The 22,312-nt window shown below is 59.4% G+C and carries 21 protein-coding genes and 1 other annotated feature; of the genes, 16 read left to right on the top strand and 5 right to left on the bottom strand.

The genetic code is table 11. The annotated features are described in order from the left end of the window. Positions 1 to 101 precede the first annotated feature (101 nt). The 5 genes from mreC to ACSEXW_RS01555 all read left to right on the top strand — a co-directional run bounded on the left by mreC (position 102) and on the right by ACSEXW_RS01555 (position 4,220). Positions 102 to 992 (top strand): rod shape-determining protein MreC, encoded by an 891-nt coding sequence (gene mreC / locus ACSEXW_RS01575; protein ID WP_438444325.1) that lies wholly within the window; start codon positions 102 to 104, stop codon positions 990 to 992. Further along, positions 993 to 1,520, top strand: coding sequence for a rod shape-determining protein MreD (mreD, locus tag ACSEXW_RS01570; protein WP_438444324.1), 528 nt, complete (start codon positions 993 to 995; stop codon positions 1,518 to 1,520). It begins immediately after the preceding gene. Positions 1,521 to 1,586: 66 nt separating this feature from the next. Beyond that, on the top strand, positions 1,587 to 2,231 hold the full coding sequence (minC, locus tag ACSEXW_RS01565; RefSeq protein WP_438444323.1) for a septum site-determining protein MinC: 645 nt from the start codon (positions 1,587 to 1,589) through the stop codon (positions 2,229 to 2,231). Between the two features lie 30 nt (positions 2,232 to 2,261). Next, a complete protein-coding gene (gene minD / locus ACSEXW_RS01560) occupies positions 2,262 to 3,056 on the top strand; it encodes a septum site-determining protein MinD (RefSeq protein WP_438444322.1) in 795 nt (264 codons plus the stop codon). 6 nt (positions 3,057 to 3,062) lie between these two features. Continuing rightward, positions 3,063 to 4,220, top strand: a complete 1,158-nt coding sequence (locus ACSEXW_RS01555) for an FtsW/RodA/SpoVE family cell cycle protein (protein WP_438444321.1) — start codon at positions 3,063 to 3,065, stop codon at positions 4,218 to 4,220. Between the two features lie 594 nt (positions 4,221 to 4,814). Here the strand turns inward: ACSEXW_RS01555 and ptsP are convergent. The 4 genes from ptsP to glcT form a co-directional block, all read right to left on the bottom strand. Then, positions 4,815 to 6,536, bottom strand: a complete 1,722-nt coding sequence (gene ptsP / locus ACSEXW_RS01550; RefSeq protein ID WP_438444418.1) for a phosphoenolpyruvate--protein phosphotransferase — start codon at positions 6,534 to 6,536, stop codon at positions 4,815 to 4,817. Beyond that, the gene (locus ACSEXW_RS01545) at positions 6,529 to 6,801 is read right to left on the bottom strand and encodes an HPr family phosphocarrier protein (RefSeq protein ID WP_438444320.1); all 273 of its coding nucleotides are present in this window, start codon (positions 6,799 to 6,801) and stop codon (positions 6,529 to 6,531) included. Before ACSEXW_RS01545 ends, ptsP begins: the two co-directional genes overlap by 8 nt. Before the next feature lie 42 nt (positions 6,802 to 6,843). Then, positions 6,844 to 8,907 (bottom strand): glucose-specific PTS transporter subunit IIBC, encoded by a 2,064-nt coding sequence (ptsG, locus tag ACSEXW_RS01540; RefSeq protein WP_438444319.1) that lies wholly within the window; start codon positions 8,905 to 8,907, stop codon positions 6,844 to 6,846. A 286-nt stretch (positions 8,908 to 9,193) separates the two neighbouring features. Then, the gene (glcT, locus tag ACSEXW_RS01535) at positions 9,194 to 10,039 is read right to left on the bottom strand and encodes a glucose PTS transporter transcription antiterminator GlcT (protein WP_438444318.1); all 846 of its coding nucleotides are present in this window, start codon (positions 10,037 to 10,039) and stop codon (positions 9,194 to 9,196) included. 175 nt (positions 10,040 to 10,214) lie between these two features. Between glcT and ACSEXW_RS01530 the strand changes: the two genes are divergently transcribed. The 10 genes from ACSEXW_RS01530 to ACSEXW_RS01485 all read left to right on the top strand — a co-directional run bounded on the left by ACSEXW_RS01530 (position 10,215) and on the right by ACSEXW_RS01485 (position 19,458). Next, positions 10,215 to 11,213, top strand: a complete 999-nt coding sequence (locus ACSEXW_RS01530) for a peptidoglycan DD-metalloendopeptidase family protein (RefSeq protein WP_438444317.1) — start codon at positions 10,215 to 10,217, stop codon at positions 11,211 to 11,213. After that, positions 11,206 to 12,114 (top strand): M50 family metallopeptidase, encoded by a 909-nt coding sequence (locus tag ACSEXW_RS01525; RefSeq protein WP_438444316.1) that lies wholly within the window; start codon positions 11,206 to 11,208, stop codon positions 12,112 to 12,114. Before ACSEXW_RS01530 ends, ACSEXW_RS01525 begins: the two co-directional genes overlap by 8 nt. 70 nt (positions 12,115 to 12,184) lie before the next feature. Next, complete coding sequence (locus ACSEXW_RS01520) at positions 12,185 to 13,453, top strand: Rne/Rng family ribonuclease (protein ID WP_438444315.1); 1,269 nt, start codon at positions 12,185 to 12,187, stop codon at positions 13,451 to 13,453. Positions 13,454 to 13,535: 82 nt separating this feature from the next. After that, positions 13,536 to 13,612 (top strand) — a sequence feature (ribosomal protein L21 leader region). A gap of 13 nt (positions 13,613 to 13,625) precedes the next feature. After that, the gene (gene rplU, locus ACSEXW_RS01515) at positions 13,626 to 13,937 is read left to right on the top strand and encodes a 50S ribosomal protein L21 (RefSeq protein WP_438444314.1); all 312 of its coding nucleotides are present in this window, start codon (positions 13,626 to 13,628) and stop codon (positions 13,935 to 13,937) included. Positions 13,938 to 13,951: 14 nt separating this feature from the next. Then, positions 13,952 to 14,284, top strand: a complete 333-nt coding sequence (locus ACSEXW_RS01510; RefSeq protein WP_438444313.1) for a ribosomal-processing cysteine protease Prp — start codon at positions 13,952 to 13,954, stop codon at positions 14,282 to 14,284. Between the two features lie 22 nt (positions 14,285 to 14,306). Beyond that, on the top strand, positions 14,307 to 14,618 hold the full coding sequence (rpmA, locus tag ACSEXW_RS01505; RefSeq protein ID WP_438444312.1) for a 50S ribosomal protein L27: 312 nt from the start codon (positions 14,307 to 14,309) through the stop codon (positions 14,616 to 14,618). A 219-nt stretch (positions 14,619 to 14,837) separates the two neighbouring features. Next, complete coding sequence (locus ACSEXW_RS01500; protein ID WP_438444311.1) at positions 14,838 to 15,530, top strand: Spo0B domain-containing protein; 693 nt, start codon at positions 14,838 to 14,840, stop codon at positions 15,528 to 15,530. A gap of 13 nt (positions 15,531 to 15,543) precedes the next feature. Beyond that, positions 15,544 to 16,848, top strand: a complete 1,305-nt coding sequence (gene obgE / locus ACSEXW_RS01495; protein ID WP_438444310.1) for a GTPase ObgE — start codon at positions 15,544 to 15,546, stop codon at positions 16,846 to 16,848. A 273-nt stretch (positions 16,849 to 17,121) separates the two neighbouring features. Then, positions 17,122 to 18,348 carry an MFS transporter gene (locus tag ACSEXW_RS01490; RefSeq protein ID WP_438444309.1) on the top strand — a complete coding sequence of 409 codons (1,227 nt, stop codon included), beginning with the start codon at positions 17,122 to 17,124 and terminating at the stop codon, positions 18,346 to 18,348. Between the two features lie 57 nt (positions 18,349 to 18,405). Continuing rightward, positions 18,406 to 19,458, top strand: a complete 1,053-nt coding sequence (locus ACSEXW_RS01485) for an anthranilate phosphoribosyltransferase (protein WP_438444308.1) — start codon at positions 18,406 to 18,408, stop codon at positions 19,456 to 19,458. A 4-nt stretch (positions 19,459 to 19,462) separates the two neighbouring features. Here the strand turns inward: ACSEXW_RS01485 and ACSEXW_RS01480 are convergent, their stop codons facing one another. Then, on the bottom strand, positions 19,463 to 19,987 hold the full coding sequence (locus ACSEXW_RS01480) for an NUDIX domain-containing protein (protein ID WP_438444307.1): 525 nt from the start codon (positions 19,985 to 19,987) through the stop codon (positions 19,463 to 19,465). A gap of 117 nt (positions 19,988 to 20,104) precedes the next feature. Between ACSEXW_RS01480 and ACSEXW_RS01475 the strand changes: the two genes are divergently transcribed. Then, on the top strand, positions 20,105 to 22,219 hold the full coding sequence (locus ACSEXW_RS01475) for a molybdopterin oxidoreductase family protein (RefSeq protein ID WP_438444306.1): 2,115 nt from the start codon (positions 20,105 to 20,107) through the stop codon (positions 22,217 to 22,219). Positions 22,220 to 22,312: the final 93 nt, after the last annotated feature.

Here is a 22,312-nt window from a genome sequence, read left to right as displayed (position 1 = left end):
CCGGTTCATTCGTCCGCAGGCAGAGCCTTTGACCGGGCTCGCCTGCGGGAACCCGGCAAATCCCCTTTGGGAGAAGGGGGAAACGAGGGGGAGCGAAGGTTTTGTTTCGACTATTCGGGAATAAGAAGCTGCTGATGCTCATGCTGGCCCTGATGGTGTTCATCGCCCTGATGGGATTGACGCTCGGCAGACGGACCGGGCTGACCTGGCCCGAGCGGTTTGTGAAGGATACGGTGTCTTGGACGCAAGGTTGGTTCTACAAGCCCGCTCGTTATGTAGCGGGTTTCTTTGAGGATGTGCACCATCTGCGTCAGACCTACGAGGAGAACAAGATTCTGCGGATGACCCTGTCCCAATACGCGAAGGATACGATGCGCCTGAACCTGCTGGAAGCCCAGAACAAGCAGCTGAAGGAGGTCTTGGGCTTCACGGAACGGCAGAAAGGGGCCGACAACTATAAGTACCTGGTGGCCGAGGTCATCTCGGTCAGTCCGGATCCTTACAGCAACACGGTGAACATCAATCTGGGCTCCATGGACGGCATCAAGGAGAATATGGCAGTCATGTCCATCGAGGGCTTGATCGGCCGGGTGTCCAAGGTGTCCAACTTCACCTCCAGCGTCCAACTGCTGGTGGATATGAACGGAGGGGCGGGAGGCTCGGCGGAACGCCAGCTGGAGAAGGGTATCGCCGCCACCGTCAAAGGCAAGGAAGACAAGGTGTTCGGCACCATCGAATACTACAGCAACGAGAAGCAAGGGCTGGTGATGACGCGCATCAGCCAGAACAGCGAGTCCGAGCTGGACATCGGCGACACGGTCGTGACCTCCGCTCTGGGACAGGTATTCCCCAAGGGCCTGGAGATCGGCAAGGTCACGGACAAAAAAATCGGCGACTTCGGCATCACCTACGTCGCTACGGTCCAGCCGAAGGCGACGGACTTCCGCCATCTGCGGGAAGTGCTGGTCGTCAAGGTTCCTGAGGTGGAATAGATGCGACATTGGATGCTTACCTTCCTGCTCTTGATCCTGTTCGTTCTGGAGGGCACCGTGCTGAAGTGGATCATTCCCTCCGTCTGGCAGGGCAATGTGGCGGTGTCCACTCATTTTACACTGATCGTCGTCCTGTTCTTCGGCTTGTTCGTCAACCGGCATCAGGCCTTGGCCTACGGCTTGGGCTTCGGCATGCTCCATGATGTCGTGTACTACGGGCCGACCATGATCGGCACCTATTCCTTCGCCATGGGCGTAGTCGGCTACCTGTCGGGGCTGATCTCCCTCCGGACCCGGTCCGGCATGCTGTACAGCATGTTCGTCATCACGCTCGGCAATTTTATGTTCGAGGCTATCATTTACGGATTGTACCGGTTATTCCAGATTACCAGGGATACGCCCCAATGGATGTTCTTCCATATCATGCTCCCCAGCGTGCTGATCAATCTGCTGTTCGCCCTCCTGGTATACGTTCCTCTTCGGAAATGGCTGGAGCTGATGGCTTCCCAGACGGTCAAAGAGGATTAATTTGGGGCGCGGGCAGGAATATCGGACCGGCAGACAGAAATGGTATAGTTCGGGGAGGGGGAACCAATGGCGGCTGTCAAACATCGGGTTACCATCAAAGGGGTCAAGGACGGCTTGGTGTTCCTGTTCGACGATACCTGCACCTTCGGGGAGCTGGTGGAAGACCTTAAGCATAAGCTGGAGAAAACCCATCAAAATATTTTGACCGGACCCCTGATCCACGTCTTCGTCAAATTGGGCAACCGTTATGCGACGGATGAGGAAAAGGAAGAGCTGCGGAGCATCATCGCCGCCCGGGGCAATCTTCTGGTTCAGTCCATCGATTCGGAGCCGGACAAGCTGAAGGCGCTGGAGGAAGGGCGGATCCAAGTCATCAAGAGCATCGTCCGGTCGGGCCAGGTGCTCCATGTGGAAGGCAACGTCATGCTGATGGGAGATGTGAACCCGGGCGGAATCATTACGGCCACGGGAGACATCTATGTCATGGGCTCCCTGCGTGGAATGGCCCATGCCGGCTTTTCGGGCAACGAGACCTCCATCATCGCCGCTTCCCATATGAGACCGACCCAGCTGCGCATCTCGCAGGTGATCAGCCGGCCCCCGGATGAATGGGGCGTCGGCGATACGTATATGGAATTCGCCTACATCAACAACGGAGTTATGGAAATCGACAAGATCCAACATCTTCACCGGATTCGTCCGGATGCTTGACGGGTGGTTACCCGATAGAGGAGTGAGCATATGGGAGAGGCAATCGTCATCACCTCAGGGAAGGGCGGTGTCGGCAAGACAACCACATCCGCCAATATCGGAACGGCGCTGGCGCTGCAGGGCAAGAAGGTCTGCATGGTCGATACGGACATCGGCCTCCGGAATCTAGACGTCGTGATGGGATTGGAGAACCGGATCATCTATGATCTGGTCGATGTGGCGGACGGCCGCTGCAGGCTGCCGCAAGCCCTGATCAAGGACAAGCGCTTCGAGGAGCTGTACCTGCTGCCTGCGGCCCAGACCAAGGACAAGCACTCCGTGTCCCCGGAAGCGGTGCGGAACATCGTGCTGGAGTTGAAGAAGGACTTCGACTTCGTCATCATCGATTGTCCGGCGGGGATTGAGCAGGGGTACAAAAATGCGGTGGCCGGCGCGGATAAAGCCATCGTCGTCACCACTCCGGAGAATGCGGCCGTCCGCGATGCGGATCGGATCATCGGCCTCCTGGAGAATGACGGCGTGCGCAATCCGAAGCTCGTGATCAACCGGATCCGCCCCAATATGATGAAGAAGGGCGAGATGCTGGACATCGACGAGGTGTGCCAGGTGCTCTCCATCGACCTGCTGGGGATCGTTCCCGATGATGAATATGTGATCAAAGCAGCCAACACCGGAGAGCCTACGGTGATGAATCCGACCTCCAAGGCCGCCATCGCTTACCGGAACATTGCCCGGCGCATTCTGGGGGACACGGTGCCTCTCATGCAGCTGGACGACCGCACCGGGTTCTGGATCAAGATGAAGAAGCTTTTCGGAATGGGTTGACGGGACATGTTGGAGAAATGGAAGAAAATCGATTGGTCCATCGTGCTGATTCTCGTACTGATGACGATCATCAGCTGCATGCTGGTCTTCAGCGCGACGGTGGACAATCCGAAGTATGGCCATGACTTTTATAAGAAGATCTACGTCAATGCCGCTGTGGGCTTCGTCGCCTTCTTCGGCGTGACGTTCATGGATTTCCGCTTGATTATCAAAACATCGCTGTTCAGCTACGTCTTCGGCATTCTGCTCCTGGTTGCCCTGTTCTTCTGGGGCATCGAGCGGGAGGGAGCCAAGGGTTGGTTCGAAACCCCTATGGGCGATTTCCAGCCGGCGGAGCTGATGAAGGTGATCCTGATTATCGCCGTTGCAGCTTACATGGGCCGACGGCAGGGAGAGCGTCTGGAGCTGCTGCGGGACGTGGTGCCCATCGGCCTCATCGTGCTGCTGCCCTTTACGCTCGTGCTCATCCAGCCGGATATGGGGAATGCCATGATTTTCCTCGTCATCCTGCTCGGTTTGTACTGGATCGGCAACATCAAGTATACGCACGTGCTGATCGGAACCACCATCGTGGTCGTCTTCATCGCAGGCTTCTTCTATGTCTTCAAGACCTATCATGACGATATTCAGGTCTATGCCAAGAGCCACGGCTTCGGCCACATGGTCGGAAGGATCGATACGTTCATCAATCCGGAAGCGGTGGACCCCAACAAGAGCTATCAGTATATCCGCTCCAAGATCGCCATCGGCTCCGGCATGCTCCGTGGCGACGGCTACCTGAAGGGCAACTCGGTCCACAACAACTTCGTGCCCGTAGCTTATACGGACGGCATCTTCGTGGTGGTGGCCGAGGAATTCGGCTTCATCGGATCATCGGCCCTGCTGCTGCTCTATTTCATCCTGATCTATCGAATGATTCTGATCTCGATCCAATCCCACGATCTGGCCGGCTCCTATATGATCGTCGGGATCGTGTCCATGTACGTGTTCCAGATCTTTCAGAATATCGGGATGTTCATCGGCCTGATGCCGCTGACAGGCATCACGCTGCCCTTCGTCAGCTACGGCGGAACGTCGCTGCTCATCAACATGCTGTCCATGGGCCTCGTCATGAGCGTCCGGCTCCATCAGGAGAAGGAATCGATGTTCGGCATGGACCGGTAGGCATAAGTAGAGGGAACCCAACAGACAAGACAAAGAAGGCTGGACTTCGGATACCTATCCGATTCCAGCCTTCTTTTTTGTTGGTTGCCGCTCTCATAGAGCAGACGGCGTGTTAATAAGGGAGCCGTGATGTAGCGTGCGGCTATCGTGCGGATACTAGGGCTGCGCAGTATAGCGGCAGGCGAGCAGGAGGCCGAGGGCTGCTGCTAGCGATCGAGCACCTGAAGTGCGAAGGCGTGCTGGCCCGAGAGGCTAACGGATGCCAGAGTGGTTATTTGCCCGATTGGAGGCGGCTGGGGATTCTAACGGATGCTACAGCGCTTATTTGCTGGATTATGGACGGCAGGAGCCTCCGGATAAGCAAATAAGAGCTGTCAGAACCGTTAGCAATCCCAACAGGCCGCAATCGGCAAAATAACGATGCACACAACCGTTAGCGCGCGTTGGCACGCAAGCTCGGCCGAGGGTCGCAGCTAGCGATCGGGCACCCGATTCGTGCGTTGGCACGCAAGCCGGCGCGAGGGTTGCAGCTAGCGACCGAGCCCTCGAAGCGCACAAGTGCCCGAGGGCCCTCGCATGATGCGCATCAGGCCGTTACTGCAGCGAGCCGACGGCGGCGCTGACCAGCTCTAGGACCTCTTGGGCGGTCCCGCATTCCAGCGCCTCGGAGGCCAGCTTGCGGGCATCCTCCAAGCGGAGCTTCGCGATCAGCGAGCGGGCCGGCAGGATGGAGGAGGCGCTCATGCTGAACTCATCCAGCCCCAAGCCGACGAGGATCGGAATGGCATTGCGGTCGCCGGCCATCTCGCCGCACATGCCGACCCAGCGGCCTTCCTTGTGCGCCGCGTCGATAACCATCTTAACCAGGCGCAGGATCGAAGGGTTATACGGCTGGTACAGGTACGAGACCCGCTCGTTCATCCGGTCCGCCGCCATCGTATATTGGATGAGATCGTTAGTGCCGATGCTGAAGAAGTCCACTTCCTTGGCGAATTGGTCCGCCAAGACCGCGGTAGACGGAATCTCCACCATGATGCCCAGTTGGATGCTCTCCGCGACCTCGATGCCTTCCGCCTGCAGCTTGGCCCGTTCCTCCAGCAGCAAGGCTTTGGACTGCCGGAACTCATCCAGAGTGGCGATCATAGGGAACATGATCCGCAGCTCGCCGTAGACGCTGGCCCGAAGCAGTGCCCGGAGCTGGGTGCGGAAGATGTCCTGTCGGTCCAGGCACAGACGCACGGCCCGGTAGCCCAGAAACGGATTCATCTCCTTAGGCAGCTCCAGATACGGCAGCTCCTTGTCGCCGCCGATATCCAGCGTGCGGACGACGACGGGCTTGCCCTCCATCTTCTCCAGAACCGCCTTGTAGGCTTGGAACTGCTCCTTCTCGGACGGCATCTTGTCCCGGCCCATGTAGAGGAATTCGGTGCGGTAGAGACCCACTGCCTCGCCCCCGTTGTCCAGGACGCCGGCGACGTCGGCCGGTGTGCCGATATTGGCTGCCAGCTCCACATGATGGCCGTCTGCGGTGGCGGTCGGCTCGTGTTTCAGCTTGGCCCACTCGGCCCGTTGGGCTTCATATTCCTGCCCCTTCCGGCGGTACAGCTCCAGGGTCTCTTCGTCCGGATCCCGGATGACGACGCCGCCGATGCCGTCCAGAATCAGCAGGTCTCCGTCCTGAACCTGCTCCATGACGGACTTGGTGCCCACGACGGCCGGAATCTCCAACGAAGGGGCCATAATGGCGGAGTGGGAGGTGCGTCCCCCGATGTTGGTGGTGAAGCCCTTCACATAAGTGCGGTTCAGCTGGGCCGTATCGGAAGGCGTGAGATCCTCTGCGACCAGGATCACCTCTTCGTCAATAGCGGCCAGGTCCGTGATCCGGACTCCCAGCAGATGTGCCAGCACCCGACGGGTCACGTCGCGCATATCCGCGGCTCGCTCCCGCAGGTATGGGCTCTTCATGTTCTCGAACATGGTGATGAATTCGGAGGCCACCTCCTGCAGCGCATACTCCGCATTGACCTGCTCGGTGCGGATCTTCTCCTCCACCGGTCCGATGAGCTCCGGGTCATTCAGCACCAGGAGGTGGGCTTCGAAGATCTCCGCCTTCTCCGCCCCAAGCCGCTCCAACGTCTTCTCCTTCAGGGTGTTCACTTCGCCGCGGGCTCGGTCCAACGCCTGTGCCAGCCGGGCGAGCTCGCCCTCGGCTTCCAATCCGTTCTTCTTCTCCACGGTCAGCGCCGCTTGCTGCATGATGAAGGCACGGGCGATGGCGATGCCCGCCGCCGCCCCGATGCCGGGAATATTAACCATGGACAACGCCCAGCCCTTCTTTGGTGAAGATTTCCTCGAAGGCGGCAAGCACTTGCGGCGCATCTTCTCCTTCCGCGATGAAGGTGATAGTGTCGTCGGTCTCGAGTCCAAAGGACAGTACGCCCAGGATGCTCTTCATGGTGACGCGCTTGCCCTTGGCTTCGGCGAATACATCGGATTTGAACTTGTTGGCGGTATTGACGAGTGCGGTGGCAGGACGGGCATGGATGCCGTCTTCGTTGGTGACTTTGAAGGTTTGTTGCATGAGAGTCATCTCCCTTTCAGGTTATAGTAGATTCTTATAGGATTAGCTCTGAACGGCTTCCAATACGCGGAGCTTGATGATGTTTTGCTCGCCCCGCTCCACGTGACCGGTCTTGCTTAATTCTACGCGGGCGCCCTCCGGCAGGTTGGTGAAAATAACCGGAGTCATGATGGACGGCGCAAGCTCCTTGACGGTCTCAAGATCAACGCGAAGGATCGGCTGGCCCGCTTCCACGCGGTCCCCTTCCTTCACGAGCACGTCGAAGCCCTTGCCCTTCAGCTTCACGGTATTGACGCCGAAGTGCACCAGCAGCTCCTTGCCCGTATCGGATTGGATGCCGATGGCATGCTTGCTGGGGAATACGTTGTAGATCGTGCCGTTCACCGGGGAGGAAACCGTCCCTTCGGAAGGCAGGATGGCGAAACCGTCGCCCGTCAGGCGCTGGGAGAACAGCTCGTCAGGCACATGGGAAATATCCATCAACTCGCCGGTCAGCGGAGCGACGATTAATTCCTCCGCCATCAGATCACCCGCACCGGCGGCCGGAGCCTCCGGCGCTGCCTTAGGAGCCGGGGCTGCCGTTGGCGTACGCCCCGACATGATGTCGTGGATCTGGGTCTTGATGATGTCCGAATGGGTGCCGAAGATGGCTTGGATGTTGTTGCCGACCTCCAGAACACCTGCGGCGCCCAGCTGCTTCAGACGGTCCTTGTTCACCTGGTCCTTGCTCTTCACCTGCACGCGCAGGCGGGTGATGCAGGCGTCCAGGTTGTCGATATTTTCCTTGCCGCCCAGTGCAGCCAAGATGTTGTTCGGCAGTTCTTCGGCGGAACCTGCAGCAGCTGCTGCACCATCGGCTGTCTCCGCATCCTCGCGTCCCGGAGTCTTCAGGTTGAACTTGCGGATCGCGAACCGGAAACCGAAGTAGTAGATGACCGAGAAGGCCAAGCCCACCGGCACGACCAGCCACCAGTCGGTCCGGTTCTGAATGACGCCGAACAGCAGGTAGTCGATGACGCCGCCGGAGAAGGTCATGCCGATCTTCACGTTCAAGATCTGCATGATCATAAACGACAGGCCTGCAAAAATCGTATGGATCCCGAACAGCACCGGGGCCACGAACAGGAACGAGAACTCGATCGGCTCGGTGATCCCTGTCAGGAAGGAGGTCAGCGCCGCGGAGCCCATGATGCCGGCGACGATCTTTTTCTGCTCGGGACGGGCTTCATGGTAGATGGCCAAGGCCGCGGCGGGCAGGCCGAACATCATGAACGGGAACTTGCCGACCATAAAGGTGCCGGCGGTGAGCTCCACGCCGTCCTTCAGCTGGGCGAAGAAGATTTTCTGATCACCGTGGATCAGATTGCCCGCCTTATCTACATACTCGCCGAACTCGAACCAGAACGGGGAGTAGAAAATGTGATGCAGGCCGAACGGGATCAAGGCCCGCTCGATCACACCGAATATGAAGGCCGACAGAGTCGGGTTGGCATTCAGCATGTTATGAGAGAAGTGGTTCAGCCCGCCCTGAATCGGGGGCCAGACGAACACCATCACGATGCCGAGCACCAGGGCGGATGCGGCCGTCGCGATGGGAACGAAGCGCTTGCCTGCGAAGAAGCCCAGATAGGAGGGCAGCTGGATCTTGAAGTACTTGTTGTACATGACCGCGGCCAAAATGCCGACGATGATGCCGCCGAAGACGCCGGTCTGCAGGGTGTTGATGCCGAGCACGTTGGCGTAGGACATGTCGGTCTTGACCATCTCCGGCGTGACGCTCTTGAAGACGCCCATGGTGACGTTCATGATCAGGTAGCCGATGATGGCCGCGATCCCCGCGACTCCTTCACCGCCGGCCAGGCCGACGGCAACGCCTACGGCGAACAGGAGGGACAGGTTGCTGAATACGATGTTGCCGGATTGCTCCATGACGTTGGCCAGCATCTGAATCCAATGGGCATCCAGGAATGCGGCCCGGGACAGCAGCTCGGGATTGTGCAGGACATTCCCGAGAGCAAGCAGAATGCCGGCGGCGGGAAGAATGGCTACGGGCAGCATGAGGGCTTTGCCGACCTTCTGCAGGACGCCGAATAGTTTCTTGAACATGGGAGGGACTCCTTTCGTGGGTTGCAGGATGTATGGGAAATGCCGAAGGTCTTAAACCAAAAAAGGCATGAGCAACGAAGCGCAGGTCCTTGCTGAGATCCCCCTCTAGAAAGAGGATTCAACAAGCCTTTCGCTTCTATGCTCATGCCTGATCGAATCAGTAACACGACATATTCGGTTGTAGACGCTTCGGTTTCGTTCTAGGGCGATTATAGCACGGAGTATTCGGCCCTGCAATCCGTTCGCATTTTATTCACAAACCCCGGGGAGTCGGTGGATAAAATGCTTAATCCGGCCTTTTTTCGGCCAGCCGCTGGAGATGAAGGGTCAAGTAAACGGCCTCCGCATCATAAACCGGCTTGTGAAGACGCTGCTGAATGACCTTCATCAAGGTCCACGCAAGCGAATACATTTCGGGGTATTCGTTCTTGATGACCTCGCTGATCTTGCCCGGCTCCTCCAGATTCTCCCCCCGCCGGATCCGCTCCAGCGCCACCATCAGATGACGGAGCAGCCGGGAATAATTCAGGCTGTCCTTCTGAACCTTGATCCCGAGCCGGGACTCGATAAGCTCGATGAGCTCGGCCACCAGCCGGGAATGCTCCTTGACCTCCGTCACATGCCGGTTCGTCAAGGCGCTGTAGATGTGCAGGGCGACGAAGCCCACCTCGTCCTCGGGCAGCTCGATGGACAATCGGCGGTTGATCTCCGCCACCACATGCTCCGCCATGGCGTATTCCCGGGGATAGAATTCCCGGGTTTCGTACAAGAACGGATTGATGATGGGGATCCGCTGCTTCAAGCGTTTCACCGCGAAGGCGATATGGTCCGTCAAGGCGATGTGGATGTGCTCGTTCAGGGGAGCGCCCGCATGCTGCTGGATGTAGAAGATCACGTCGTTCATCACCTCGATGAGCGACTCCTCCACCTGATGGATTAGAGACTTGTACTGTTCCATCTCCTTTTCCTTGGTCAGGATGAACATCTTCTCGATGGAGCCGAGGGGAATGTGGTCCTTGGGCTTCCGGTCGAAGCCGATGCCCTTGCCGATTACCACGGTTTCCCCGTGGGTCGGATGAATGGCTATGATGACGTTATTGTTCAGCACCTTCTTCACCTGAAGGCTATCCATACCCGGCCCCTCCCTCGCTCCTTGCTGCGATTAGATTACCAGAACGTCCCACCGGATTCAAGAGAAGTGGACAACTTGGCGGCCCCGAGGCGGTCCCCCAAGCTCATAAACGCCCCCGGACAGGCATAGGATGGAGTAACAGATGAACAAGCCTTAAGCGGGGGAGGCGGACGGTGTGGAAGTGAAAGCCAATGTCCAGAAGAGAAGACAAGACCGGATTCGGGAGCTGCAGGCCCGGAAGTCGGCGCATATAGAGGGCGTGCCGCCTTCGTCAGTCCGAAGGGAAGGGCCCGGTGACGGCAAAAGTACGTATGGCCGGCCGGAAGATGGCCTCGGGCCGCTCTGGCTTAAGGGGCCGCTTCCGCCGGAGCCGGACCACGGAGGTGATCCCGAGGTGGCCTGGAAGAACCGGGAGAAGGAGCTCCTGCGCTGGTACGCCGACGGGGATGCTCCACCTGGCGGAGCCTCCCCCGGCGAGGCTCCCGATCCCGGAGCCCCCGGCTCCGGCAGGTGGACGGGGCCGGACGAAACCCGGACCGGTGGAGGCAGGGCAGGAGGGAGAGGTCCCGCCGGCAGAATGTTCATGCTGAAGACCGGGGTGGCGGCCGTGTTGTTCCTCGGAGCCTTGGCCGTTACGCACTTGGACACGCCGTGGTCCGCCAAGGTGAAGGGCTACCTGGTATCCGCGCTTAGTGAGGATATGGATTTCGGTGCCGTTGCGGATTGGTATGCCCGAACCTTCGATGGGGCTCCTTCCTTTCTCCCGGCCTTCGGAGACAAGTCCAATGCGACCAAGGTCCACGCGCCCGTAACGGCTAAGCGGTTCAACACCCCCCCTGTGAAGGGGAAGGTCAAGGAAGGCTACACCGAAGCCAAGCAGGGCATATGGCTGTCAACACGAAAGGACGCCCACGTGGCGGCGGTGGATGACGGCCGGATCGAATTCTCGGGGGAGACGCCGGAGACCGGCCCGACCCTAGTCATCCAGCATGCGGACGGCTACCGGGTGACCTACGGCGGGCTCCAGCCCACCAAGTGGGAGGCCGGCGATTGGGTCAAGGCCGGCGACGTCATCGGAACGGCGCGGGAGCAGGAAGGGCAGGGAGCCGTCTACCTGGCGGTGATGAAGGACCAGCGCTACGTCGATCCGGCGGATGTGGTGACCTTTGATTAGATGGGGAGGGACAGCCTATCGGCTTCATCCGCTGTTTGTCCTCCTGATGCTGGCGTCGGTGCTCACGGGCTACTTCGCGGAGATGATGACCCTCTTCGGGGTGGTGACCATCCACGAGCTGGGTCATGTGGCGGCGGCGAAGAGCTTCGGCTGGCGGGTCCGGCAGGTACAGCTGCTTCCCTTCGGCGGAGTGGCGGAGGTGGACGAGTCCGCCAACGTGCCGGCCCGCGAGGAATTCGTCGTCGCCCTGTGCGGACCGCTGCAGAACGCCTGGATGGCCGCCTTTGCCTGGGGAATGAAGCTGGCCGGCTGGGGGGATCCCGCTTATTGGGACTACTTCCTCCAAGCCAACGTCATGATCGGCCTGTTCAATCTGCTTCCCGCCCTCCCGCTTGACGGGGGGAAGCTGCTGCAGAGCCTGCTGAGCTACATGATGCCCTATCACCGCACCTTATCGTTTATGACGGTCTTGAGCATCCTGATCGCGCTGATGCTGGGTACCGCCTCGCTCCTGCGCTATCCGTCAGGTGGCATTCAGCTGAATCTGCTGGTAATCGCCGTGTTCCTGTTCTATACGAATTGGTACGGGCACAAAAACCTGCACTTCCAGTTCCTGCGCTTCCTGGTCAACCGGGAGAAGCGGGCCGGAGCCCTCCTGGAGGCGGGCCGGATGCCGCTGCCCCTCCTGGTCCGTCCGGATACCCCTCCGATGGAGGTTTTCCGGCGCTTCATGAGGGAATCGCCCCATCTCTTGTATATCGTGGGCCAGGGCGGCCGAGTCCTTCGGGTGCTGCCCGAAGCCCATCTGCTGCAGGCTTATCTCAATCGGCTGGGTCCTCCCGTGGACCGCCGTGCAGGACCTGATTCCTTCCGTCCGCCGCGACCGCCAAAAATCGGTTAGTGCCCTGTGAAGGGCGGGTGTGCTACAATGTTAAAACAGACTTTTTCGCGGCGATGGGGTGAGGCAAGGCATGAAGCGGATAGTCGTTCGATATGAACCGGGGGCAAGCACTGTAGCCCTGATGGAAGACGGACAATTAGCGGAATTTTTCGTGGAGCAGCCGGAGGATCGCGAACGTGCCGGCAATATCTACAAGGGCAGAGTGGTCAACGTATTGCCCGGCATGCAGGCGGCCTTCGTGGATATCGGGCTTAAGAAGAATGCTTTCTTGTATATTGACGATCTGCTGCCGGTGCATCTGGAGAAGAAGCCGAAGGTGAAGCCCTCCATTACGGAGCTGGTAAAGGAAGGCCAGGAGCTCTTGGTCCAGGTCAAAAAAGAACCCTTGGGCACCAAGGGCGCCCGGGTGACGACCCATTTCACCATCCCGGGACGCTGGGTGGTGCTCCTGCCCGACGCCGATTATGTGGCGGTGTCCCGCAAGATCGAATCCGAGCAGGAGCGGCTGCGCCTGAAGAATGCCGGCAACCAGATCCGGCAGCCGGGCGACGGGCTGATCATTCGTACTGTGGCCGAGGGGGAATCCGAGGAATCGCTGGAGAAGGATCTGGCGATTCTGAACGGAATCTGGGCTGGACTCCTGCGGCGGGCGGAGGAATCTGTACCGCCGGCTCTCCTGTACCGGGATCTGGGCATGATTCACCGCTTGATTCGGGACTTGTTCTCCGACTCCGTGGATGAGCTCGTCATTGATGACGGTCGCTCCGCCCAGGAGATTGGGGCGCTCCTGTCCAGCTTCGCGCCCGAGCTGAAGGGGCGGGTCCGTCTTTTTCAGGAGGGCGGGTCCGTCTTGAAGCACTACGGGATCGAGGAGCAGCTGGAGCGGGCCTTCCGCCGGAAGGTATGGCTGGCCAACGGCGGCTATCTGGTGGTGGACATCACCGAGGCGCTGACGGTAATCGACGTGAACACCGGGAAGTATACCGGCACGGTGGATCTGGAGCAGACGGTGTTCGAGACCAACCTGGAGGCGGCGGAGGAGATCGCCCGGCTCTTAAGGCTGCGGGACATCGGCGGCATGATCATTGCGGACTTCATCGACATGGATGAGGAGCGGCACCGGAGGCTGGTGACGGAACGGCTGGAATCCTGCATGCGCAAGGACCGCACCAAGGTGCAGGTCGTCGGCTGGACCAAGCTGGGGCTGGTGGAGATCACCCGGAAGAAGGTTCGCCCGAACCTGGACGAGCTCCTGACCGAGCCCTGTCCGCAATGCGGCGGAGTGGGCCGGCTTCCCTCGAAGCAGCTTCCGTCCTTATCCCAGCAGAGGGATACCTAGCCGGGAGCCGCAGGAAATCTTTATGACTCCTATGGGTTGCGCAATCCGACGGATTGTGGTATTCTACTTTGGTATGTTGCAAAACATGCTGCAACCGCACGGGTCGGGTACCCAAGTGCCGCAAGGCCACCTTGACTCACGGCGAGTCTCTTCATGAGGAGGTGCAACGCAAATGTACGCAGTTATCGAAACTGGTGGTAAGCAATACAAAGTTCAACAAGGCGACGTATTGTACATCGAGAAGCTGAATGCTAACGAAGGCGACGTGGTGAAATTCGACCGTGTTCTGCTCGTAAGCAAAGAAGACGGCTTGGTGGTAGGATCTCCGCTCGTAGCCGGCGCTTCTGTATCCGCGAAAGTGGAGAAGCATGGCAAAGACAAGAAGATCATCGTTTTCAAATATAAGCCGAAGAAGAACTACCGCAAGAAGCAAGGCCATCGTCAGCCTTACACCAAGATCACCATCGAAGCCATCCAAGCTTAATTGGAGGCCCGGCGATGATTCAGGTGAAGATTGACCGAAGGAAGGACGGAACCATCCGTTCCTTCACCGTTAAAGGCCATGCCTTCTATTCGGATCCCGGCAAGGATATCGTCTGCGCCGGCGTATCAGCGGTTGCGGTAGGCACCGTCAACTCCATCGAGGCCTTGGCCGGCGTTGAGCTGGTCAGCCGCATGAAGGACGGATATCTTCAGGCCTCTGTTCCGGACCTACCGGATGGGGACACGCCTGGTCGAGTCCAGCTTCTGCTGGAATCGATGATTGTCATGCTGCGAGCCATAGAAGAGTCATACGGCGACTTCGTCGTCGTTCGGGATGCAAGATCATAAAGCAAGAAGGAGGTAGACATCCATGTTGAAGTTGAATTTGCAATTGTTCGCTTCCAAGAAGGGTGTAGGTTCCACAAAGAACGGTCGTGACAGCATCTCCAAGCGCCTTGGCGTGAAGCGTGCTGACGGTCAAGCCGTTACTGCTGGAAGCATCCTCGTGCGTCAACGCGGCACGAAGATTCACCCGGGCAACAATGTAGGACTCGGTAAGGACGACACGCTGTTCGCGCTGGTCGAAGGCGTCGTCAAGTTCGAGCGTTGGGGCCGCGACCGTAAGAAGGTCAGCGTCTACCCGGTCGAAGTGGCACCGGTTGCTGCAGCTGTTGAGGGTTAAGGAACGATAGAAGAACTCCGGCGGGATTTCACTGCCGGAGTTTTTTTATTACGAGCAGCCTATGCAGGTGGTTTTACCATTACTTGCCATGGGAGGTAGTGAAGTTTAAGGACAATCATGCTATACTTTGGAAATGGATATTTCCGAAGGAACGGAGAAGATGGGATGAGGCGTAAGTGGGGGTTGCGCAAGACGGCGGAATAAGCCGGTATAGCGGCGTTGGCCGGACTGGCGCTCTTTTCTTTTCCGCTCGTTGTCCGGCTCTTGCTGGCGTTTGCGGCAGCAGCCTGCACTTGGTTTTCGCGCAGAGCGGACAAGCAGGATCGGGAAGCGGAGCTGGCAGAACGGGATTCGCAATGGCGGGACCGGATGATCCGTCTGCTGGGGCACCATCGGCATGATTGGATGAATGAGATGCAGGTGCTGTACGGGTATGCCAGGCTGAAGCGCTATGATAATTTGCCGGATTATATGGACAAGATAAGAACAACGGGGCTGCATGAGAGCTATCTGAGCAAGCTGGGAATTCCCGAGCTGATCGTCTACCTTCTGGAGAAACGGATTGAGAACGGCAGCTGCACCGTAGAAGTGGAGCTGGAGCAGGAGATTGACCTTCGCAGGCTGAAGATGGGCGGGGAAGAGGTGTACCGTCTCATCCGGGGCGTCGTGGAGATCATCCAGCCTTGCGCCGCCCAGGAGGCGGGGGAAGCAGGACTGCTGAGCATCGGGTTCGACGAAGACGGGGACGAGCTTCTGGTGGATTTCGTCTACCAGGGGGACGGGGCTTGGAGCCGGATGGAGCAAGGAATCCGGGCGTTCCTGGCGGAGCGTGGCACTGGCTTGCAGATCAGAGAAGAGCAATTCGGGGAAGAGCAGGCTGTTGTGGCGTTAGCGCTTCCATTCCGTACATAGAAGAGGTGGCAGGATGTTTGTAGATGTAGCGAAGGTATTTGTCAAAGGCGGCGACGGTGGGGATGGAATCGTCTCTTACCGGCGCGAGTTATATGTGCCGAACGGCGGTCCGGCAGGCGGCGACGGCGGCCGGGGCGGAGATGTGATCTTCCGTGTGGACGAAGGACTCCGGACATTGATGGATTTCCGGTATCAGAGGCACTACAAGGCGCCCAAAGGGGAACGCGGCATGACGAAGAACCGCCACGGCGCCGGTGCGGAGGATATGGTCGTGCGGGTTCCGCCCGGGACGATCCTCGTGGATGACGACACCAAAGAGGTGATCGCCGACATGACCCGCCACGGTCAAGAGGTAGTGGTGGCCAAGGGCGGCCGTGGAGGCCGGGGCAACACTCGGTTCGCCTCCATCAGCAACCCGGCTCCGGAGATTGCGGAGAAAGGCGAGGAAGGCCAGGAGCGTTGGGTCGTGCTGGAGCTGAAGGTCATGGCGGACGTGGGATTGGTAGGCTTCCCCAGCGTGGGCAAGTCCACGCTCTTGTCCATGGTGTCTGCCGCGCAGCCGAAGATCGGGGCGTACCATTTTACCACGCTGACTCCGAACCTGGGGGTTGTGGATGTAGAGGAAGGACGCAGCTTCGTCATGGCGGACCTGCCCGGATTGATCGAGGGCGCCCATGAGGGGGTCGGTCTCGGACATGAGTTCCTCCGGCATATCGAGCGGACCCGGGTCATCGTCCACATCGTGGATATGTCGGGCTCCGAGGGCCGTGATCCTTACGAGGACTGGCTGAAGATCAACGAGGAGTTGAAGCTGTACAACGTGAAGCTGGAGCAGCGTCCGCAGCTCGTCGTCGCCAATAAGATGGATATTCCGGAGGCGGAGCTGTTCCTCGAGGAATTCAAGAAGAAGCTGGAGGAGAACCATGGGATCACCGAGGTGCTGCCCATCTCCGCCGCATCGCGCCAAGGGGTGCGGGAGCTCGTATTCAAGATTGCGGGTCTGCTCGAGTCCCTTCCGGAGACCGTGGAGGAGGAGCCCGAAGAGGTAGAGGAGCGGGTGGTCTACACCTTCGCCAATCGCCAGGCTGATCCCAATGACTTCACCATTCGCCGGGAGAACGATGTGTTCATCGTGGAGAGCGAAAGTATCGAGAAGATGCTCAAACGTTTCAACTTCGCATCGTACGATGCGGCTGTCCGTTTCGGCCGTACGCTGCGGAAGATGGGCGTCGACCAGGCACTGCGCGACCGTGGGATTGAAGAAGGGCAGACGGTGCGCATCGGGGAGTTTGAATTCGAATTTAACGATCAAGGATAAGCTGATGAAGGCGAGACCTTCCTTACGTCATGTTGATGTAAGGAAGGTCTTTTTTTGTTGTTTCCGTGACCAAACCGAACAATACATAAAATTAGCACATGTAATGTTCGTTAATGGAAAATAGACCTACGAAAATCAAGCATGTTCAATAACTTTCTTCACAAAAAGGTGAACTTTTTGCGGAAAAAGCATTGAACTTTTTGTGAACGCAATGTATATTTGAAGTGTGAGGAATACTAACATATAATAAGATATTAAGGAGGATGGAGAGGGATGGAAGTAAAGTCCTTTCGAAAAGCAGGTCATTTTCCGAGTTTGGTGTCAGCTTTTCTCTACTTTGATGTGAGTTTCATGATTTGGGTCATGTGCGGCGCTCTGTCTCTCTACATCACCAAGGATTTCGGGCTGACCGCCTCGCAGAAAGCGCTGATGGTCGCCATTCCCACCTTGGGCGGCGCCTTCTTCCGGATCCCGATGGGGATCCTGGCGGACCGGATCGGCTCCAAGAAGGCCGGCATGATCGGCATGGTGTTGACTTACATTCCGCTCCTGTGGGGGTGGCTTGGCGGCACTACGCTGAATCAGATTCACATGCTGGGCTTCCTGCTCGGCATTGCAGGCGCCAGCTTCGCGGTTTCCCTCTCGCTGGCCAGCAGATGGTATCCCCCGCAATACCAGGGCCTGGCCATGGGAATTGCAGGAGCGGGAAATAGCGGCACCGCACTCGCCACCTTCTTCGGTCCCCAGCTGGCGGCAGCCTACGGATGGCATAATGTGTTCGGCATGGCGCTCCTTCCGCTCACCATCGTGATGGTCACCTACCTGATCATGGCGAAGGACAGCCCAAACCAGCCCGAACCGAAGAAATTCTCCGATTATCTGCAGATGTTGAAATACGGCGACACCTGGTGGTTCTGCTTCTTCTACTCCATTACCTTCGGCGGTTTTGTAGGCTTCGCCAGCTATCTGAGCATCTTCTTGTTCGACCAATACGGCGAGACGGCGGTTCCGGGCGGCATTACCAAGGTTCAGGTCGGCTATCTGGTTACCTTGACGGTGATCGCAGGCAGCTTCGTACGTCCCATCGGCGGATACATCGCCGACAAGATTGGAGGGATGAGATTCTTATTGGTCCTCTTCGGTTTCATTTCCGTGCTTCTTTATTTCCTGTCTTCTCTTCCGTCCCTGGGGCTGGCAACGGCGCTCTTCGTGCTGACCATGATATGCCTCGGTATGGGCAACGGCTCCATCTTCCAGATCGTCCCCCAGCGCTTCCCGAAGGAAATCGGCGTCGTGACCGGCATCGTCGGAGCGGCCGGCGGACTCGGCGGCTTCGCGCTCCCGTTCCTGCTGGGCTATATTCGTGAAATGACGGGGACCTTCTCCACCGGGTTTATTGTCATCGGCTCTATCGTGGCGGTAGCCACATTCCTGTTCTACAGCAGATCAATCAGCTGGAGGCGTTCCTGGGCAACGGCGGAGACCGGTGTCAACTATTAAGGGATGACCCGTTCAAGCTCCCGCGGGCGACTTCCGGCTGAAAGGAGGGATAAAAGGATGAAACAGTGGATCAAAGCGGCGGGTACCGGCAAGCTGGGCTCCCGGAATCTGTCCTATGACGAGGCGGTTGCGGCGGCGCATGCGATTGCGAGGGGAGAAGCGACGGAGGCCCAGACGGCGGCCTTCCTGATGGCAGTGCGGATGAAGGGGGAATCGGATGACGAGATCATGGCGTTCATCGACGTGTTCCGCAGGTATTCCCTGCCTTACGCCTCTTACTCCGACTCGCTGAACAACGCCGGACCGTATGACGGCAGGCATCTGTTTCCGGTTACCATACCGGTTAGCCTCATGCTGGCCTCGGTGGGGTTCCCACAGGTGCTGCACGGCAGCGATTCTCTGCCGCCGAAGCTGGGAACGTCCATCCGGTACCTGCTCGAAGGCCTCGGCGTCCGTACGGAGCTGTCCGCGAAGGATTGGGAGACGGTATTCGGCTCTGTGAAGATCGGCTTCATCTGGACGGACCGGATGTGCCCGGCTCTGGCCCAGATCCGCAAGGTGCGGGAGGAGATGGGACTGCGCACGTTCATGAATACGGTGGAGAAGGTGCTGAATCCGGTGCAGTCCCATCAGATGATCATCGGCGTCAACCACCGGACGGCCATGCAGCACCTGGTGCAGATTCTGCCGAAGGCGGGACTGCAGAAGGCGATGATCGTCCAGGGCATGGAAGGCTCGGAGGATGTGCCAATCACCAAAACCAGCGCGATCCGCATCGTCACGCCATATGGCGACGAAACCACCGTCCTGGATCCCTCCACCTTCGGCTTCGGGGGATCGCCGCTTGGGCCCATCGATTCGGAAACTCAGCTGACCCTGCTTCACCGGGTCATCCAGGGGGATGAATCGCCGGAGCTCAGGAGCGAGAGGGATCACGTGATCTTCAATGCCGGCCTCCGGCTGTACTGGTACGAAAAGGTGGCCACCTACGAGGAGGGCTTCCAGCTTGCACGCCAGCTGTATGCCCGCAAGGAAGCCTGGAAGGTGCTGAAGAAGTGGAAGGATCTGACCAAGCTCTACGATCGGGATCCGAAGAGGCAGGCGAATTAGCCGGCTACATCCTTCCCGGATCCCGGACCGGCACCCACCGGATAACGGGACGGGGCTCCTCCGGATGTCCGGAGCCGGCATCCTCCAGCGTGGCCGTTCCCATCCATACGGCATCGGAGGGCTCCTCCGAAAGCCAATGGGCCAGGAGCGAACGGAACACGAAGGGAAGGTCCCGGTTCAGGATCTCCTCCTTCGGAATCCAGTGGAGCTCTCCTTCCTCGGTCGTCGCCACGTCACGGCGGTCGGTCCGCCCGGTGTAGACGAACTGCTGCCGGAGATCGGTGCCGTTCAACCGGAGCAGAATGTACTTCAGCTCCAGGTCCCGGATCTCCTCGGGGCGCAGCCCGGTCTCCTCCTCCACCTCGCGGAGGCAGGCGGCCCGGGGGTCGCCGAGCTCGGAGGGCTCCAGATGCCCGCCGACGCCGGCCCACATGCCGGGAGAGAGCGTACGGTTCGGAGAGCGTTTCATCATCAGCATATCGCCGCCGTTGAACAGCATGGCGACGGCCATCAATCGCAAGGTATACACGATCAGCACCTCGTTCAAGGGAATGGGAGAGCATAAATGCCATAAGTATAGCGGGTTCCCTCTGCAGCCGCAAGGCAGGCAGAAGGGGGAAACGCACGGAGAGGAGGGGGAAGGAGGATGTCCCGATCCCACTGCTGCTTCTGCAGCATGCAATGCGGGTTAGTGCTGGAGCAGGAGCCGGCGGGCGCTCTCTCGGGTTATAAGGTGAAGCCGGCCCAGGATTTCCCCGTGGCAACGGGCAGGCTGTGCCAGAAGGGGCTCCATGTTCTTCAGCATGTCAAGCACCAGGAGCGGATTCTGGAGCCTCACTACAAGGGCGGCCCGGGGCTGTCCAAGTGGCGTCCGACGGATTGGGAGACGGCGCTGGACCGGATCGCGGTAACGATCCGGGACTTGCAGAGCCGATACGGCGCCGATGCCGTAGGCGTATACGGCGGGGGCTCGCTTACCAATGAAGTCTCCTATCTGCTGGGCAAATTCACAAGGGTGGCGCTCCGCTCCAAATATATCGATTACAACGGCCGGTACTGCATGTCCTCGGCGGCGGCAGCCTCCAATCGGGCCTTCGGCATGGACCGTGGCATGACCATGCCGCTGTCGGAGATTCCGAAGGCTAAGTACATCATACTGGCGGGAACCAACGTGGCTGAGTGCCAGCCCACTTTCATGCCCTACCTCATGGAGGCCAAGAAGAACGGCGCCACCATCGTTACCATCGACCCCCGGAACACGCTGACCTCCAAGGTGGCGGACATTCACGTGCGCCTGCAGCCCGGGTTCGATTCGGTATTCGTCAGCGGCCTCCTGCATGTAATTCTGGCCGAAGGGCTGGAGGACCAGGCTTTCATTAAGGCCAGGGTCTCCTCCGGTCTGGAGGAGGTCCGTGCAGCCGTCAAGCCCTTCACTCCCGAGAAGGTGGAGCTGTATACGGGAGTGCTGGCCGCCGTGGTCCGCACCATCGCCCGTGGCTTCGCCAAGGCGGAGACCGGCGTGGTGCTGACGGCACGGGGGCTGGAGCAGCAGGTGAACGGTGTGGAGAATACGCTGCAGTACATCAACCTGGCTCTCGTTACCGGCAAAATGGGGCGCCCCGGCTGCGGCTACGGCGCGGTGACCGGGCAGGCTAACGGCCAAGGGGGCCGGGAGCACGGCCAAAAGGCCGACCAGCTGCCCGGCTACCGCCTGATCGAGGACCCGGCGGCCCGGGAGCATGTGGCGGGAGTGTGGGGAATCGATCCCGCCGAGCTGCCCGGCAAGGGTGTCTCCGCCTACGAGCTCCTGGAGAAGGTGGGCAGCGGCGAGATCAAAGCCCTGATCGTGCTGGGCTCCAATCCCGTCGTCTCCAGCCCCAACAGCACCAAGGTGGAGGAGATGCTGAAGAAGCTGGAGCTCCTGGTCGTCGTCGATATGTTCGAGACCGAGACGGCGAAGCTGGCCCATTGGCTGCTGCCAGGCCCCTCCTTCCTGGAAGCGGAAGGGACGATGACCAATCTGGAGGGCCGGGTGTTCCACCGCTCCAAGCTGCTGGAGCTGCCCGGACGCTGCAAGCAGGACTGGGTGCTCCTCTGCGAGCTGGCGGAGCGCCTGGGCCGGGGGGCATACTTCCGGTACGGCTCTATGGAGGACATCTTCGATGAGCTCTGCAGAGCCAGCGCCGGAGGAGCGGCGGACTACAGCGGGCTGAGCTACGGCAGGCTCCGGGGCAAGGAGGGCGTCTTCTGGCCTTGTCCCGCGCCGGATCATCCGGGTACGCCCATGCCCTTCGCCGAACGCTTCGCCCATCCGGACGGCAAGGCCCGGATGTTCGGCGTGACGCCGAAGCTTCCGGCGGAGCCCGTGGACGAGGAATACCCGTACGTCCTGACCACGGGGCGGCTCTCCAACCACTATCTGAGCGGCGCCCAGACCCGCCGCTCCGAGGGCTTGAATAAAAAAGCACCCGTGCCCGTAGCGGAGATCCACCCGTGGCTGGCGGAACGGATCGGCATGACCCACGGCAGCCGGATCAAGCTGGAGAGCCGGCGGGGCTCCGCCGTCTTCGACGTCAAGGTCACGGAGGCCATTCATCCGCGGACCATCTTCGTTCCCTTCCATTGGGGAGGGGAGCAGTCCATCAACCGCCTGACTCTGGACCGGCTGGATCCGGTGAGCCGGATGCCCGAGTTCAAGCTCTGCGCCGTCAAGGCGGAGCGGGTGGAGAATGCGGCCGCCGCTGCAGGCAAGCGGGCTTAGGCTACTTTCTCCACCGACAAAACCTCCAACCCGTGTTCGATACATGGGTTGGGGGCTTTTTGCCGTACGCCGGGTCATGGGGGGGGCCGGGTC

Origin of the sequence: Oryzibacillus soli (genome assembly GCF_051594765.1) — a bacterium.
Taxonomy (GTDB): Bacteria; Bacillota; Bacilli; order Paenibacillales; family NBRC-103111; genus Paenibacillus_AR.
Note: the sequence above shows the minus strand (reverse complement) of the source record. Positions and strands in the feature narration are given on the sequence as shown.

Excerpts from the sequence above, each read along its gene's own strand:
- ACSEXW_RS01555 (WP_438444321.1), top strand. The coding sequence starts at position 3,063 with ATGTTGGAGAAATGGAAGAAAATCGATTGGTCCATCGTGCTGATTCTC.
- ACSEXW_RS01520 (WP_438444315.1), top strand. The coding sequence starts at position 12,185 with ATGAAGCGGATAGTCGTTCGATATGAACCGGGGGCAAGCACTGTAGCC.
- minC (WP_438444323.1), top strand. The coding sequence starts at position 1,587 with ATGGCGGCTGTCAAACATCGGGTTACCATCAAAGGGGTCAAGGACGGC.
- obgE (WP_438444310.1), top strand. The coding sequence starts at position 15,544 with ATGTTTGTAGATGTAGCGAAGGTATTTGTCAAAGGCGGCGACGGTGGG.
- glcT (WP_438444318.1), bottom strand. The coding sequence starts at position 10,039 with ATGGATAGCCTTCAGGTGAAGAAGGTGCTGAACAATAACGTCATCATA.
- ptsG (WP_438444319.1), bottom strand. The coding sequence starts at position 8,907 with ATGTTCAAGAAACTATTCGGCGTCCTGCAGAAGGTCGGCAAAGCCCTC.
- ACSEXW_RS01545 (WP_438444320.1), bottom strand. The coding sequence starts at position 6,801 with ATGCAACAAACCTTCAAAGTCACCAACGAAGACGGCATCCATGCCCGT.
- minD (WP_438444322.1), top strand. The coding sequence starts at position 2,262 with ATGGGAGAGGCAATCGTCATCACCTCAGGGAAGGGCGGTGTCGGCAAG.
- rplU (WP_438444314.1), top strand. The coding sequence starts at position 13,626 with ATGTACGCAGTTATCGAAACTGGTGGTAAGCAATACAAAGTTCAACAA.
- ACSEXW_RS01510 (WP_438444313.1), top strand. The coding sequence starts at position 13,952 with ATGATTCAGGTGAAGATTGACCGAAGGAAGGACGGAACCATCCGTTCC.
- ACSEXW_RS01490 (WP_438444309.1), top strand. The coding sequence starts at position 17,122 with ATGGAAGTAAAGTCCTTTCGAAAAGCAGGTCATTTTCCGAGTTTGGTG.
- ACSEXW_RS01485 (WP_438444308.1), top strand. The coding sequence starts at position 18,406 with ATGAAACAGTGGATCAAAGCGGCGGGTACCGGCAAGCTGGGCTCCCGG.
- mreD (WP_438444324.1), top strand. The coding sequence starts at position 993 with ATGCGACATTGGATGCTTACCTTCCTGCTCTTGATCCTGTTCGTTCTG.
- rpmA (WP_438444312.1), top strand. The coding sequence starts at position 14,307 with ATGTTGAAGTTGAATTTGCAATTGTTCGCTTCCAAGAAGGGTGTAGGT.
- ptsP (WP_438444418.1), bottom strand. The coding sequence starts at position 6,536 with ATGGTTAATATTCCCGGCATCGGGGCGGCGGCGGGCATCGCCATCGCC.
- ACSEXW_RS01475 (WP_438444306.1), top strand. The coding sequence starts at position 20,105 with ATGTCCCGATCCCACTGCTGCTTCTGCAGCATGCAATGCGGGTTAGTG.